This is a genomic window from Arthrobacter pullicola (assembly GCF_014836875.1).
Lineage (GTDB): Bacteria > Actinomycetota > Actinomycetes > Actinomycetales > Micrococcaceae > Arthrobacter_B > Arthrobacter_B pullicola.
In genome coordinates, this window is sequence record NZ_JACSQC010000003.1 from 503,194 (window position 1) to 518,489 (window position 15,296).

Consider the following 15,296-nt stretch of genomic DNA (forward strand, 5'->3'; position numbering starts at 1 on the left):
CGTCGATCGCCGAAAGGAGCAATCTTTTTTGCCGCTATGGCAAGATTCTCCTCATGGCCGAAACCTTCCAGGACACCCTCAGCGGCGTCGGAGCACGCCTCCGCTCACTCCGCACCGACCGGCAGTTCACGCTGGCCGAAGTATCTGAGCACACCGGCATCTCCGTGAGCACCCTTTCCCGGCTGGAGTCGGGCGGCCGCCGTCCCACCCTGGAGCTGCTCATGCCGCTCGCCCGGACCTACAGGGTGAGCATCGACGAACTGGTGGGAGCGCCGCCAACCGGAGATCCACGGGTTCACATGCGCCCGATCCGGCGGCACGGCGCCACGATTATTCCGCTCACGGAGAAGGCCGGCGGCATCCGGGCCTACAAGTACATCCTTCCAGCCCGGAAGCGTCCGGAAACTCCGGAACTCCGAACCCATGAGGGGTATGAGTGGCTGTACGTACTCAGCGGGTCACTGCGCCTGGCACTCGGTGCGCAGGAACTCATCCTCCAGCCAGGTGAGGCCGCGGAGTTCGACACCACCGTGCCGCACTGGATGGGAAGCACCGGTGCGGGCAGCGTGGAGTTCCTGGCGCTCTTCGGCCCGCAGGGTGAAAAGGCCCATCTGCGTGCCCGTCCGGCGGCGAAACCGGCCGGATAGCCATCCTGCGGCGCCGGTGCAGTTGAGCCGGTGCAGTTGGGAGGACTACTGGGTGGGGGTCCGGGTGGACGGGTCGAGTCCTTCAGCGGTTCCTGCCTCGCCGCCCAGCATGTTGCTGTTCGCCGGAAAGCGTGTGCCGGTGATCCGGATCCAGGCGGGCGGCGAAAACTCCATGAGGACCTTCCAGTTCCCGGTCCCCGGATCTGTGCGGAGGATCCTCGCCGTTCCGCCCTCGGTCGTGTTGTACGCGTAGTCATTCTGGGCACTGTCCGCGAACTGGATGAAGGCGGTTTCGCCCAGTTCCCCGGCTGCAGCCTCTGTCAGCCTGATCGAAACGCTCATGGCAGCCTTTCCACCCCGGCCGGGTGCCGCGGCAACAACACGGTACGCCGGTCCGCGGTGCCGTTAGAACCCAGTCCCGGTGACAGCGCCGCCGGAATCCGAAAAGTCCTGACCTGTCACATGATCATGCAGTGGGCCGGCGCCGCCAGAACGCTGCCATCAAGGCGCCGGAAACGTTGTGCCAGACCGAAAAGACGGCCGCTGGAAGGGCAGCCTCGGGGGTGAAGTAGTCCCTGGCCAGCCCGGCGGCCAGGCCGGAGTTCTGCATCCCCACCTCAATGGCCATGGTGCGCCGGGCAGCGACGGGCTGGCGGAAGAGTTTCGCGGCGCCGTAGCCAAGTGCCAGGCCCAGACCGTTGTGCAGGATGACTGCGAGCAGGATCAGCCAGCCAGCCGTGAGAATGGCGGCAGCGCTGCCGGACACAACGGCCACCACCACGAAGGTGATGGCAAGAACGGAGACCCATGGCAGGACCGGCAGGACCCGGTCCACCAGCCGGGGTGCCAGATACCGGATCACCAGACCCAGCAGCACTGGAATCAGCACAATCTGGACGATCGAGAGGGCCATCGCTCCGGCGTCGACCGCCATGTACCGGCCGGCGAGCCAGAGGGCAAGCAGCGGTGTAAAAATCGGTGCCAGCAGGGTCGAGACCGAGGTCATGGCGACGGACAGCGCCACGTTTCCCCTGGCCAGATAAGTCACCACGTTGGAGGCGGTTCCACCCGGAGCACAGCCCACCAGGATGACGCCGGCTGCCAGCTCAGGAGGCAGCTGCAGGGCCCAGGCGATCCCCAGGCCCAGCAGCGGCATAATCACGAACTGCGCCACAACGCCCAGGAAAACCGGCAGCGGCTGCCGGATCACCAGGGCGAAGTCCGGCAGCGTCAGCGTCAGCCCCATACCAAACATGATCAGCATCAGCCCCGGGTTGATCAGCGGGGACAGCCCGGTAAACGGTGCGGGGAAGAGCAGCGCCAGCGCTCCCCCGGCCAGAATCAGCAGGGGAAAGACGGTGACCGCAATCCGCGCACTGCGCTCTTCGGAGGATTGAACACGCTGAGGGGCGGGACGAACGGTGTTGGAGGACATCCCCACATGCTGGCACGGCACGTGGAACTGCCCTAACTATGACGGGCTGGCGGTGAACATGGCCATGCAGAAGAAACGGCAACGGTCGGGTTCAGAGCTCCCCGGGGCGCCTCATCCGTGCAAGGATCGGCGTATGGCTGGCCGTTTGATGCTCCTGGACACCGCATCCCTGTACTTCCGTGCGTTCTACGGGCTGCCGGATTCGATCCGCCGTTCGGATGGCACACCGGTCAACGCCGTCCGCGGCCTGCTGGACATGATTGCCCGGCTGACCACCGAGTTTGGCCCCACGTACCTGGTTGCCTGCTGGGACGATGACTGGCGGCCGCAGTGGCGCGTGGATCTCATTCCTTCCTACAAGGAACACCGGGTAGCGCAGGTTGTCGACGGCGGATCGGATCTAGAGGTGGTGCCGGATGCCCTCGAAGCCCAGATTCCGATGATCCGCAGGGTGCTCGCGCTGGCGGGAATCGCCGTCGTCGGCATTCCCGGCTACGAAGCGGACGACGTCATCGGCAGCTACGCCGCGCAGGCCGAAACCCCCGTCGACATTGTCACCGGCGACCGTGACCTGTTCCAGCTGATTGACGACCGCCGCGGGATCAGGGTCCTTTACACCGCTGGAGGGATGAAAAACCTGAAAGTGATGGACGACGCCGCGATGGTCGCCAAATACCGTGTCCTGCCGGAGCAGTACGCCGACTATGCAACACTCCGCGGTGACAGCTCGGACGGCCTCCCCGGCGTGGCGGGCATCGGAGAGAAAACGGCGGCGTCGCTGCTCGCCGAATTTGGTTCATTGGAGTCGCTGCTCGCCGCCGTCGAAGACCGCGGCAGCGGGCTTTCCTCGGCCATGCGGGCCAAGCTCGCTGCTGCGGCGGATTATCTCGAGGCCGCGCCGGCCGTGGTGCGGATCGTGCGGGGCCTCGAGCTGCCGTCGCTGGACGAAGCCGGGGCCCGGCTCCGCCCGGTTGGGGGTGAAAACCGGACCGGGCTGGAGCAGCTGGCCGATGACTGGAACCTCGGCGGTTCCGTGCGCCGGCTTCTGGAGGCGTTGGACGCAATCGGACACCAGAAGCCGGCAACCGGCGGTTAGTACTTCGCGATGAACCGGCCGATCACGCCGCCGGCCCGGAGCTTGTCGATCGCTTCCGGGATCTCAGCCTGGGTGATGATGTTCATCGGCGGGTTCAGCTTGCCGGACTTCATCAGCTCATACAGTGCTTCGAGGTCCTCCTTGGTTCCGGACTTGGAGCCCTTGATGCTGAGCTGGTTGATGATCAGCGGGTAGGTGTTGATGGTGGACTCCAGCCGGCCCATGCCCACCTGCACCAGGGTGCCGAACTCAGCCAGGGTTTCGAGGGCTGCCGACGTAGTGGTGCCGAATCCGGCGTAGTCCACGATCAGGTCCAGTCCCTTGTCCTTGAACTCATCAATTGAGGAAGCCACACCGGCGAGGCCGATCTCATCGGCCAGCTTCTGCGTCTCCGGGTTAATCTCTGCACCGTAGACTTCCGCGCCGGACAGCACGGCCACCCGGGCACCGATGTACCCGAGTCCGCCGAGGCCGATCACACCAACCTTCATGCCAGCCTTTGCTCCGCCGACCGCCATGATGGCGTGGTAGGCGGTCAGGCCGGCGTCGGTGGCCATGGCGGCAAGCTCGAAAGACACCTCGTCGGGAAGTTTGACCAGATTGTCATCGGTGGCGAGGAGCTTCGGGCCGAATCCGCCGTCCCACTGTCCGTAGCCAAGCGCGTCGCCGTCGCTCATCACCGGAGCCAGACCAACTCGGTCACCGACCTTCCAGTGATCCATGCCTTCGCCGACCTCAACGACCACTCCGGCGTTCTCGTGGCCCATGGTCCGCGGCAGGACCGGGAAGAGCGGCATCCACCCCGGATCATCCAGTGCGGTCACATCGGAGTGGCAGACTCCTGCGGCTTTCACTTCGACGACAACCTGGCCCGGGCCCGCCTTCGGCTCGGGAACTTCGTTGAGTTCCAGGGGATTGTTGGTACCGGTAAACTGCCATGCCTTCATGGGGCATCTCCTTCTCTTTTTCCCGACATGTGCCCGCATATTCGTTCATGCGATCACATATATTTCGAGCCTACTCCCGAACTTCCGCCGCCGGGACCGCCGGGAGAGGACCGACACCATGCCCTGTGATGTGCATCCCGCTGGACGCGCCGCGATATCCTGCCGGGACAGCAGCGACGCGAACGGGGCAGCAAATGGGAATACCGCGGAAGGCCGGACACACCGGCCCGGAGCTGCAGGCTGTCCCGTCCCAGCGCCGTGTTCTGTCCATCCTGGTGGTGGGTCAGATCCTGGGCGGAATCGGCATGGGTGCCACGCTCTCCCTGGGAGCGCTGCTCGCCGCGGAGCTCTCCGGGTCCGCAGCCTGGTCCGGGATGGCGGCCACTATGAGCACCCTTGGGGCCGCAGCAGCGGCCGTGCCGCTGGCCCGGCTCGCCGAGGCATCAGGGCGCCGGGTTTCCCTTTCCACCGGTGCGTTGATCGCCGCCCTGGGTGCCGTCACCGCGGTCGGTTCCGCGGTTGCCGGGGCCTTCCCACTGCTCCTGCTGGGGCTGGTACTCCTCGGATCGGGCAGCGCAGTCAGCCTCCAGGCCCGGTTCGCGGCCGCTGACCTGGCGGAACCCCAGACACGGGGCCGGGACCTCTCCGTGGTGCTGTGGTCCACGACCATCGGCGCTGTCCTCGGACCCAACCTGTTCGGGCCCGGCGAGGTCGTCGGAGCAGCCCTGGGTCTTCCCCCGCTCACCGGTGCCTTTGTCTTCTCCCTGACCGCCCAATTGGCGGCCGCCGCCGTCTACCTCACCGGCCTGCGGCCTGACCCGCTGCTGGCTGCGCAGCGGGTGCGGGACAGAGGGAACGACGGCGCGGCACCCCCGCCGCGGAGCTCCGGCCTGGCCATCCTCCGGACCAACCCTGCCGCGCGCTACGCCGTCGCCGTCATTGCACTCAGCCACGCGGTGATGGTGGCCCTGATGTCGATGACCCCGGTCCATCTGAGCAGCCACGGGGCGAGCATCAGCATTGTCGGCTTCACGATCAGCCTGCACATCGCCGGGATGTATGCCCTCTCGCCGGTGTTCGGCTGGCTGTCGGACCGGCTCGGGCGCAAGTCCGTGGTGCTGCTGGGTCAGGGGTTCCTGCTGGCCGCGCTGATCGTCGCCGGGCTGGCCGCGCAGTCCGTCGTTGCCGTGACGGTGAGTTTGGTGCTGCTGGGCCTGGGCTGGTCTGCCTCGGTGGTATCGGCGTCGGCGCTGGTTTCGGAGGCAGTCGCCGTTCCCGAACGCCCGGCCATCCAGGGCATTTCCGATCTGGGCATGAATGCGGCCGGGGCCCTCGGCGGCGCCTCCGCGGGGCTGATCCTGGCTGCGGTTGGCTACTCGGGCCTGGGCTACTCCGCCGTCCTGCTGGTGGCGGTGGTTATCGCCTGGACAGTCCTGCAGGGACTTCGGCCTCCGGCAAAAGAAAACACCCGGGTCTGAAGACCGGGGTGCAGGGGGGTGCCTATGCCAAAGTGCCCGAAGTGGGACTCGAACCCACACACCTTTCGATACTGCATTTTGAGTGCAGCGCGTCTACCGATTCCGCCATTCGGGCATGCCCTGTGACGTTGATCAAGCGGATTGATCCCTCGTGTTGGGCGCGAAACTACTCTACATGCAGATAGGCTGTTTCCGTGAACTACCGGTCACCACCGGTGGTGCTGTCGTCTTTTGAGGAGCATCTGTGTCTGAGTCAACCGAGCCCGTACCGTCCAACACTCCCGCGCGGCGCGTCCTCGTTGCGGAGGATGAGACGCTGATCCGCCTGGACATCGTGGAAATCCTCACCGGCGAAGGATACGACGTTGTCGGCGAAGCAGATAACGGCGAAAAAGCCGTGGAAATGGCAACCGAGCTGAAGCCCGATTTGGTGCTGATGGACGTGAAGATGCCGGTCATGGACGGCATCAGTGCGGCCGAAGCCATCGTGAAGGCACGGATCGCACCCGTGGTGCTGCTTACTGCTTTCAGCCAGAAGGAACTCGTCGAACGCGCCCGTGAAGCCGGGGCCATGGCCTACGTGGTGAAGCCCTTCACCCCTGCGGACCTGATTCCGGCCATCGAGATTGCCCTGTCGCGGCATGAGGAAATCAAGGCCCTGGAGAACGAGGTCACTGACCTCAAGGAACAGTTCGCCACCCGCAAACTCGTGGAGCGGGCCAAGAGCCTGCTCACCACCAAAATGGGCCTGACGGAGCCGGAGGCCTTCCGCTGGATCCAGAAGACCTCCATGGACCGCCGCCTGAGCATGCGCGAGGTTGCGGAGACCATCATCAACCAGGTCAACTAACCGGTCCTGGTCCGTCCGGTTACCGGACACATCCGGGCGGCCGCCGCAGCACCCGCACCTGCAGATTCGGGTGCTGCGGCGGCCGTTCTGCGTCAGGGCCGGATTCTCAGTCCTGATGCTGGGGGTGGAACCCAAACCGCCGGGAAACCGCCCCAGAGCTTCCGCTCCTGGTCCACCGGGTGAACAATTGAGACCACACCGGCTCCGCATTGAGCCAAGCCTCCCGGAATCAGGACTGGATCAGGAGCAGCGCATGGACCTTGGCCCCGTAGAAGTAGTGATCTTCACGTTCCCCCGCCCGGAGGTCGACGCCGGCGTCATCGCCGCCCTCGGCGAGACTGTCCGCGGCGGGGCTGTCACCCTCATCGATCTGGTCCTCGTTACCCGGGACGGGGACGGCAAAATCCACATCCGCGACATCGAAGACGACCTCCCTGAGGCTTGGGCCGATGTCCTCGTTGACTCCCGCCCGCTGACCCTGCTGAGCGATTCCGATCTGGACGTCGCCGCCGACTCGGTGGGACCCAATGAAACTGCAGTTGTTGCGGCGTTCGAACACAAGTGGGCACAGCCCCTCTCTGCGGAGGTCCGGCGGGCAGGTGGCACAACCGCGCTGCATGTCCGGATTCCCCGCGAAACAGTCACCGCAGCGCTGGATGCCAGTGCAGCGGCCCGTTGAGCCGACACGGAGGAAGACCCATGCCATTCGACAGAGGCGGCCGGCCCGGCCTGCTGGGAACCATAGCGCGTACCGCAGTTATCTCAGGAACCGCCCAGGCGACCTCCAACGCGGTCAACCGCCGGGCGCGGGCACGCAGCGAACGTGACTACGCCGCGGCGAACGTGCCCGAACAGGCTCCGCCTCCGCCCCCGGCTCCCCCGCAGCCCGCTCCGTCCGCAGGCGCCGGAGGAGGGCACCAGCTGGCCGATCAGCTGACCCGCCTGGCAGACCTGCACGCTTCGGGCGTGCTGACTGATGAAGAGTTCGCGGCGGCTAAATCCCGCTTGTTGACCTGACCCCCGCGACGAAGAACTGCCCGGCCGGATGACCCGGCCGGGCAGTTCTGTTTGGGATTCAGACCGTCACCGGATTAGATCGGCTTGGCTTTGCCCTTGTTGGCTTCCTTGACCGGCCACGGGCCGACCTTTTCCTTCTCGAGGCGGCGTCCGGTGCCGTCTTCACCGGCGTCTGCGGCATCGCCGACGCGGTGCACCTTGATCAGATTGGTCGATCCGGCCTGTCCGGGAGGCGAGCCGGCGGCGATGACCACCATGGCACCTTCGTCCACGATGCCGCGTTCGACCAGGATCCGGTCCACCTGGGCGGTCATCTTGTCCGTGTGCTCGGCGAACTCCACCAGCATCGGCTGGATGCCCCAGAACAGGGACATGTAGTTCAGGGTTGATTCCACCGGGGTGAAAGCAAACACAGGCTTCTTCGGGCGCAGCCGGGACAGGCGGCGGGCCGAGTCACCGGACTGGGTGAAGGTACAGATGGCGGCTGTGTCCAGCTGATCCGCAATTTCGACGGCGGCACGGGTGATGGCGCCGCCGCGGGTGCGGGGCTTGCTGCCCAGCGGGGGGACGCGGTTCAGGCCGTGCTCTTCGGTGGACTCGATGATCCGGGCCATGGTCTTGACCGTGTCGATCGGGTACTTACCCACGGAGGTTTCACCCGAGAGCATCACGGCATCGGCGCCGTCGAGCACGGCGTTGGCGCAGTCCGAAGCCTCGGCGCGGGTGGGGCGCGGGCTTTCGATCATGGATTCCAGGACCTGGGTGGCCACAATCACGGGCTTGGCCCAGCGGCGGGCCAGCTCGATCGCGTTCTTCTGCACCAGGGGCACGTCTTCGAGGGGCAGTTCCACGCCAAGGTCGCCGCGGGCCACCATGATCGCGTCGAAGGCGTCGATGATTTCTTCGATCGCGGCCACGGCCTGCGGCTTCTCGATCTTGGCGATGACCGGGACGCGGCGGCCCTCTTCGTCCATGATTTCATGGACACGGCTAACGTCTTCGGCGTTGCGCACGAAGGAAAGGGCGACCATATCCACGCCGCGGCGGATGGCCCAGCGGAGGTCTTCCTCGTCCTTCTCGCTCATGGCCGGCACGTTCACGGCCACGCCGGGAAGGTTGATGCCCTTGTTATTGGAGACGGGCCCGGGGACGGTGACCTCGGTGACTACCTTGGTATCGTCCACGGCGGTGGCCCGGAGGGCGACCTTGCCGTCGTCGATCAGCAGCGAATCGCCCACGTTGACGTCACCCGGAAGGCCCTTGTAGGTCGTGGAGCAGATCTCCGCCGTACCGGGAATGTCCTCGATCGTGATTGTGAAGGTGTCGCCCCGGTTCAGGAAATGCGGTCCGTCGGTGAACCGGCCCAGGCGAATCTTCGGACCCTGGAGGTCCGCGAAAATGCCGACAGGCTTTCCGAGTTCGGCGGAAGCCCGGCGCACGTTTTCATACGTGTTGTTGTGGACCGAATGGTCACCGTGGCTCATGTTCATGCGTGCAACGTCAACGCCGGCACGCAGCACGGCTACGGTGTTTTCGTAACTGGCGATGGCAGGGCCAAAAGTGGCAACAATCTTTGCGCGTCTCATAATCTCTAGCCTAGTCTCCTGTTGGTCCTGCACCTAAGCCCGGCGGCTCATCCTCCGGGCTCGAATCCTCAAACCCGGCAAGGGGCGGGCAGCTTCGCCACGCCCCCTGCCGCTGAATCTCCGCGTTCCGCTACAGCGGAGTGATCGCCCGGTCGCTGGGGGCCACGGGCGCCGGGAGGCGGGTGGAGCCTTCCAGCCACTTGTCGACGGCGGCGGCACAGGCGCGTCCCTCGGCAATCGCCCAGACGATCAATGACTGTCCCCGGCCGGCATCGCCGGCCGCGAAGACGCCCGGTGTGTTCGTCATGTAGTAGCCGTCGCGCACCACGTTGGACCGCTCATCGAACTCGGTATGAACCTGCTCGGCCAGGCCAGCCGGTTCCGGACCGGTGAAGCCCAGCGACAGGAAGACCAGGTCCGCCGGAATGATCCGTTCGGTGCCGGCCTTCGGCAGGCGCCTGCCGTCGACGAACTCGGTCTCCGCAACCTTGACCCCAGTTAGCTTGCCGTTCTCCCCCACGAACTCGACAGTGGAGGCCAGGTAGGTGCGCTCACCACCTTCCTCGTGGGCGCTGGCCACCTCGAACAGGGTGGGGAACATCGGCCACGGCTGATGGGCGGCACGCTCGGCGGGCGGCTGCTTGCCGATCGCCAGCGTGGTCACGGAAGCAGCCTGGTGCCGGTGCGCAGTGCCAATGCAGTCCGCACCGGTGTCCCCGCCGCCCAGGATCACCACGTGCTTGCCCTCGGCGTGGATCTGGTTCTTGACCTTCTCCCCCGCCACGGCCCGGTTGGACTGCACCAGGTAGTCCATGGCGAAGTGCACACCGGAGAGTTCACGGCCAAGGATGGGCAGGTCCCGCGGCACGGTGGCGCCGGTGGCGATCACGACGGCGTCATACCGGCGGCGCAGCTGCTCCCAGGAAATGTCCTTGCCAACCTCGACGCCGGTGCGGAAGCGGGTGCCTTCGGCCCGCATCTGGTCAAGCCGGCGGTCGATCTGCAGCTTTTCCATCTTGAAGTCCGGAATGCCGTAGCGCAGCAGCCCGCCGATCTTGTCGTCCCGCTCGTAGACGGCCACGGTGTGGCCGGCCCGGGTGAGCTGCTGGGCCACCGCCAGTCCGGCCGGGCCGGAGCCGACGACGGCGATGGTCTTGTCCGTGAGGCGCTCCGGGGCGTGCGGGGTCACCCAGTTCTCGTCGAAGGCCTGGTCGATGATGGAGACCTCGACCTGTTTGATGGTCACGGCGGGCTGGTTGATCCCCAGGACGCAGGACGCTTCGCACGGCGCAGGGCAGAGCCGCCCGGTGAACTCCGGAAAGTTATTCGTGGCGTGCAGCCGTTCGATTGCTTCCTGTCCCTTGTCCCGCCAGGTCAGGTCGTTCCATTCCGGGATGAGGTTGCCCAGCGGGCAGCCCTGGTGGCAGAACGGAATACCGCAGTCCATGCAGCGCCCGGCCTGCTCTTTGAGCACGCCTTGCTCCTGCCGTTCGTAGACTTCCTTGAAGTCCATGATGCGGACGGAAACGGGCCGGCGGGGCTGGGTTTCGCGCTCCCGTACTTTTAGAAATCCACGTGGGTCAGCCACCGGTTACCTCCAGAATTTTGGTCCATGCTTCGGCGCCGTCGGGGTCCAGCCCCGCTTCGGCCGCGGAGGCTCGGGCGTCCAGTACTGCCGCATAGTCGCGGGGCAGCACCTTGGTGATGCGGGAAACCGTGCCGGCGATGTCAGCCAGCAGGTCAGCGGCCAGGGCCGATTCGGTTTCCTCAGCGTGTTTGATCAGCAGGCCGCGGATAATGTCCACGTCCTCGGCATCGGGTTCCAGCAGCAGCAGCTCACCCTTGTCCAGGGCGTCCTTGTTGACCCGGGCCCGGTTGAGGTCCACCACGAACGCGGTGCCGCCGGACATGCCGGCGCCGAAGTTCCGTCCGGTGGGACCCAGGATCAGTGTCTGGCCGCCGGTCATGTATTCGCAGCCGTGGTCGCCGATGCCTTCAACGACGGCGGTCGCCCCGGAGTTGCGGACCATAAAGCGTTCGCCGACCAGGCCGCGCAGGAACATTTCGCCGCTGGTGGCCCCGTAGCCGATCACGTTCCCGGCAATGACGTTCCGCTCCGCGGGGAACACGTTGTTCCGGTCCGGGCGGACGATGATCCGGCCGCCGGACAGGCCTTTGCCCACGTAGTCGTTGGAGTCACCGAACAGCCGCAGGGTGATGCCGGCCGGCAGGAACGCACCCAGTGACTGTCCGGCCTGCCCGGTCAGGGTCACGTCGATGGTGTCCGTGGCCAGCACATCGGTGCTGAACGTCTTGGTGACCATGTGGCCGAGCATGGTTCCGACGGACCGGTCGGTGTTGACCACGTCGAGGGTGATCCGCACCGGCTGCCGGTTCTGCAGCGCGTCGGAACTCATCTCGATCAGCTTGTTATCGAAGTGCGCGTCCAGCTCGTGGTTCTGGCGGTACAGGTTACGCAGCGGGGCGCCGGGTTCCATGTCGTGTCCGCGCAGAATCGGTTCCAGGTCCAGGCCGTCGGCTTTCCAGTGGTCGACGGCGGCCCTGGTGTCCAGCATTTCGCTGTGACCGATGGCTTCCTCGAGACTGCGGAAACCCAGTTCCGCGAGCAGCTCCCGCACTTCTTCGGCCAGGAACTCAAAGAAGTTCACCACGAATTCGGGTTTTCCGGTGAAGCGGCTGCGCAGTTCGGGGTTCTGCGTGGCGACGCCCACCGGACAGGTGTCCAGATGGCAGACCCGCATCATGATGCAGCCCGAAACCACCAGCGGTGCCGTTGCGAAACCGAACTCCTCACCGCCCAGCAGCGCGGCGATCACGACGTCGCGCCCGGTCTTGAGCTGCCCGTCCACCTGCACCACCACGCGGTCGCGCAGTCCGTTGAGCATCAGGGTCTGCTGGGTCTCGGCCAGGCCGAGCTCCCACGGAGCACCCGCATGCTTGAGCGAGTTCAGCGGCGACGCGCCGGTGCCGCCGTCGTGCCCGGAGACGAGGACGACGTCGGCCTTGGCCTTGGTCACGCCCGCTGCCACCGTGCCGATCCCGGCTTCGGAGACCAGCTTCACGTGGACCCGGGCGGACGGGTTGGCCCGCTTGAGGTCGTAAATCAGCTGGGCAAGGTCCTCAATCGAGTAGATGTCGTGGTGCGGCGGCGGGGATATCAGGCCGACGCCGGGAGTGGAATGCCGCGTGCTGGCCACCCAGGGGTAGACCTTCTGCGCCATCAGCTGCCCGCCTTCACCGGGCTTGGCGCCCTGCGCCATTTTGATCTGCAGGTCATCGGCGTTGGTCAGGTACAGGCTGGTGACGCCAAAACGGCCGGAGGCTACCTGCTTGATGGCCGAGCGGCGCTCAGGATCCAGCAGCCGGTCCACGTCCTCGCCGCCTTCACCGGTGTTGGACTTGGCGCCCAGCCGGTTCATGGCGATGGCCAGGGTTTCGTGGGCCTCCTGCGAAATGGAGCCGTAGCTCATGGCCCCGGTGGAGAAGCGCTTAACGATCGAGGCGACCGGTTCCACTTCCGCCAGCGGCACGGCCGGGCGTTCACCGCGGCGGAAGTCCAGTAGCCCGCGCAGGGTCATCAGGTTTTTTGACTGGTCATCCACACCGCGGGTGTAGGCCTTGAATACGTCGTAGCGGCGTTCGCGGGTGGCGTGCTGCAGCCTGAAGACTGTCTCCGGGTTGAACAGGTGCGGCGGGCCTTCACGGCGCCACTGGTATTCGCCGCCGTTTTCCAGCCGGCGGTGCGGTTCCTCAATTTCGTCCGCCGGGTAGGCGCTGGTGTGCCGGGCCGCCGCTTCAGCGGCGATGACGTCCAGGCCGACGCCGCCGAGCTGGGTACGGGTGCCGTGGAAGAACTCGTCCACGAGTTCCTGGCCCAGGCCGATCGCTTCGAAGGTCTGCGCCCCGCAGTAGGAGGCGACCGTGGAGATGCCCATCTTGGACATGATCTTCAGGACGCCCTTGCCCAGCCCCTTGATCAGGTTGGTAACGGCCTGCTCCCGGCTCACTCCCGTGATGTCGCCGTTCCGGACCAGTTCCTCGCAGCTTTCCATCGCCAGGTACGGGTTCACAGCGGAGGCACCGTAACCGATCAGCACGGCCACGTGGTGGACCTCGCGCACGTCGCCGGCCTCGACCAGCAGCGAGATCTTGGTGCGGTTGGCGCTCTTGAGCAGGTGGTGGTGCACGGCGGAGAGCAGCAGCAGCGACGGGATCGGCGCCCACTGGGCGTTCGAGTCGCGGTCGGAAAGCACCACGTACTGCACACCGCGGTTGACGGCACCGGAGACCTTTTCACAGATCTCACTGATCCGTGCGCGCAGTTCCGATTCGCCGCCGTCGGGCCGGTACAGGCCGCGGACCTTCAGCGCGACCTTCTCGCCGTCATCGTTGGTCAGGTTAGCGATTTTCGCGAGTTCATCGTTGTTGATGACAGGGAACTTCAGCGCGACCTGGCTGGTCTTGACCTGGCCCAGGGCCAGGATGTTGCCGTTAGGGCCTATCGAGCTCTGCATGGAGGTGACCAGCTCTTCGCGGATGGCGTCCAGCGGCGGGTTGGTCACCTGCGCGAAAGACTGCACGAAGTAATCGAACAGCAGGCGCGGGCGCTGCGAAAGCACAGCAATGGGCGTATCGGAGCCCATGGCGCCCAGCGGTTCAGCGCCGGTGCGGGCCATCGGGCCGAGCAGGATCCGCAGTTCCTCCTGCGTGTAGCCGAAGGTGCGCTGGCGGCGGTTGATGGAAGCCTTCGTGTGCAGCACGTGCTCACGTTCGGGCAGTTCCTCCAGGGAAACCTGGTTCTCCCGGACCCATTCCGCCCACGGGTTGGCTGCCGCGATCTCGTCCTTGATTTCGGAGTCCTCGATCAGCCGGCCCTCGGCGGTGTCCACCAGGAACATCTTGCCCGGGGAAACCCGTCCCTTGCGGACGATCTTCGCCGGGTCCAGGTCCACCACGCCAACCTCGGAGGCCAGGACCACCAGGCCGTCTTCGGTGATCCAGTAGCGCGCCGGACGCAGGCCGTTGCGGTCCAGGACCGCTCCCACCTGGTCGCCGTCGGTGAAGGACACCGCTGCCGGACCGTCCCACGGCTCCATCAGCATGGAGTGGTACTGGTAGAAGGCGCGGCGGGCGGGATCCATGGTCGCGTGGTTCTCCCAGGCTTCCGGGATCATCATCATCACCGCGTGGGTGATCGGGCGGCCGGAGAGCATCAGCAGCTCGGCGACCTCATCGAAGGACGCGGAGTCGGAGGCGCCCGGCGTGCAAATGGGGAACAGCTCCTCCGGGGTTTCGCCCAGCAGCGGGCTCTTGAGCTGGGACTGCCGGGCGCGCATCCAGTTGCGGTTGCCTTTGACGGTGTTGATTTCCCCGTTGTGCGCGATCGCCCGGAACGGCTGGGCCAGCGGCCAGGACGGGAAGGTGTTCGTGGAGAAGCGCGAATGCACAATGCCGAGCTTGGTCTTGAACCGCGGATCGGACAGGTCCGGGAAGAACGGTTCCAGCTGCGCAGTGGTCACCATGCCCTTGTAGACCATGGTCTTGGAGGACAGGGACGGAAAGTAGACGCCGAACTTGTTCTGTGTCCGCTTCCGCACCCGGAAGGCACGGGCATCCAGGTCCGTGCAGCCGGGATCGGCGGGGGCCAGGAAGACCTGGACAAAGTGCGGCATGCAGGCCCGGGACATTGCTCCGACGATGTTGGCGGCAACGGGGACCTCGCGCCAGCCCAGGACGGTCAGCCCCTCAGACTCGGCGATTGACTCAACCCCGGCCTTGGCGGTTTCCTGCTCCCGTTCCTCGGTGGGCAGGAAAGCGGTGCCGACGGCGTAGCTCCCGGCTGCCGGGAGCGGGAAGCCAGCGACGGCGCGGAAGAACTCGTCCGGAACCTGGGTAAGGATGCCGGCCCCGTCGCCGGTGCCTTCGTCAGCGCCGACGGCGCCGCGGTGTTCGAGGTTGCGCAGCGCGGTCAGCGCCGCGTCGACGATGTCATGGCCGGGAACTCCCCGCAGGGTGGCGATAACGGCCAGGCCGCAGGCATCCTTCTCATTCTCGGCGCGGTACAGCCCTGAATCTTCCGGGTAGGCTGCGAACCGTTTGAACGGCGAAATCACCTGTGCGGGCTGCGGGGACAATGAATCAGTCATAGGGTAAGTCCTTCCCCCTGTTGTGCGTGGGAGGGGACGACATTGGCCCCACACCGGCGGCAGATACCTGCCG

Annotated in this window: 12 protein-coding genes and 1 tRNA gene; 6 read left to right on the forward strand and 7 right to left on the reverse strand. The window is 65.9% G+C overall.

Annotation, left to right across the window (positions count from 1 at the left end; translation table 11 throughout):
• The first annotated feature begins 53 nt into the window (after positions 1–53).
• Positions 54–647: a helix-turn-helix domain-containing protein gene (locus tag H9638_RS08510; RefSeq protein ID WP_191746757.1), complete on the forward strand. Its 594-nt coding sequence runs from the start codon at positions 54–56 to the stop codon at positions 645–647.
• Positions 648–692: 45 nt separating this feature from the next.
• On the opposite strand, the gene H9638_RS08515 is transcribed toward H9638_RS08510, so the two are convergent.
• Together H9638_RS08515 and H9638_RS08520 are read right to left on the reverse strand one after the other, a co-directional pair.
• Complete coding sequence (locus H9638_RS08515; protein ID WP_191746758.1) at positions 693–989, reverse strand: hypothetical protein; 297 nt, start codon at positions 987–989, stop codon at positions 693–695.
• Between the two features lie 124 nt (positions 990–1,113).
• Positions 1,114–2,082, reverse strand: coding sequence for a bile acid:sodium symporter family protein (locus tag H9638_RS08520; RefSeq protein WP_191746759.1), 969 nt, complete (start codon positions 2,080–2,082; stop codon positions 1,114–1,116).
• 133 nt (positions 2,083–2,215) lie between these two features.
• Between H9638_RS08520 and H9638_RS08525 the strand changes: the two genes are divergently transcribed.
• Positions 2,216–3,178 (forward strand): 5'-3' exonuclease, encoded by a 963-nt coding sequence (locus H9638_RS08525; protein WP_191746760.1) that lies wholly within the window; start codon positions 2,216–2,218, stop codon positions 3,176–3,178.
• On the opposite strand, the gene H9638_RS08530 is transcribed toward H9638_RS08525, so the two are convergent.
• Positions 3,175–4,125 (reverse strand): zinc-binding dehydrogenase, encoded by a 951-nt coding sequence (locus tag H9638_RS08530; RefSeq protein ID WP_191746761.1) that lies wholly within the window; start codon positions 4,123–4,125, stop codon positions 3,175–3,177. The two genes, H9638_RS08525 and H9638_RS08530, sit on opposite strands and share 4 nt — an antisense overlap.
• A 194-nt stretch (positions 4,126–4,319) precedes the next feature.
• Between H9638_RS08530 and H9638_RS08535 the strand changes: the two genes are divergently transcribed.
• On the forward strand, positions 4,320–5,603 hold the full coding sequence (locus H9638_RS08535) for an MFS transporter (RefSeq protein ID WP_191746762.1): 1,284 nt from the start codon (positions 4,320–4,322) through the stop codon (positions 5,601–5,603).
• A gap of 33 nt (positions 5,604–5,636) precedes the next feature.
• On the opposite strand, the gene H9638_RS08540 is transcribed toward H9638_RS08535, so the two are convergent.
• Positions 5,637–5,718 (reverse strand) — tRNA-Leu (locus H9638_RS08540).
• Between the two features lie 129 nt (positions 5,719–5,847).
• Here H9638_RS08540 and H9638_RS08545 point away from each other — a divergent pair.
• The 3 genes from H9638_RS08545 to H9638_RS08555 all read left to right on the forward strand — a co-directional run bounded on the left by H9638_RS08545 (position 5,848) and on the right by H9638_RS08555 (position 7,470).
• Entirely contained in the window at positions 5,848–6,453 is a 606-nt protein-coding gene (locus H9638_RS08545) for an ANTAR domain-containing response regulator (RefSeq protein WP_191746763.1), read from the forward strand.
• A gap of 253 nt (positions 6,454–6,706) precedes the next feature.
• Positions 6,707–7,132: a DUF6325 family protein gene (locus H9638_RS08550; RefSeq protein ID WP_191746764.1), complete on the forward strand. Its 426-nt coding sequence runs from the start codon at positions 6,707–6,709 to the stop codon at positions 7,130–7,132.
• Between the two features lie 20 nt (positions 7,133–7,152).
• On the forward strand, positions 7,153–7,470 hold the full coding sequence (locus tag H9638_RS08555; protein ID WP_191746765.1) for an SHOCT domain-containing protein: 318 nt from the start codon (positions 7,153–7,155) through the stop codon (positions 7,468–7,470).
• A gap of 74 nt (positions 7,471–7,544) precedes the next feature.
• On the opposite strand, the gene pyk is transcribed toward H9638_RS08555, so the two are convergent.
• The 3 genes from pyk to gltB all read right to left on the reverse strand — a co-directional run bounded on the left by pyk (position 7,545) and on the right by gltB (position 15,223).
• On the reverse strand, positions 7,545–9,056 hold the full coding sequence (gene pyk, locus H9638_RS08560) for a pyruvate kinase (RefSeq protein WP_191746766.1): 1,512 nt from the start codon (positions 9,054–9,056) through the stop codon (positions 7,545–7,547).
• 130 nt (positions 9,057–9,186) lie between these two features.
• Positions 9,187–10,644: a glutamate synthase subunit beta gene (locus H9638_RS08565; protein ID WP_191746767.1), complete on the reverse strand. Its 1,458-nt coding sequence runs from the start codon at positions 10,642–10,644 to the stop codon at positions 9,187–9,189.
• On the reverse strand, positions 10,637–15,223 hold the full coding sequence (gene gltB / locus H9638_RS08570) for a glutamate synthase large subunit (RefSeq protein ID WP_191746768.1): 4,587 nt from the start codon (positions 15,221–15,223) through the stop codon (positions 10,637–10,639). Before gltB ends, H9638_RS08565 begins: the two co-directional genes overlap by 8 nt.
• Positions 15,224–15,296 lie beyond the last annotated feature (73 nt).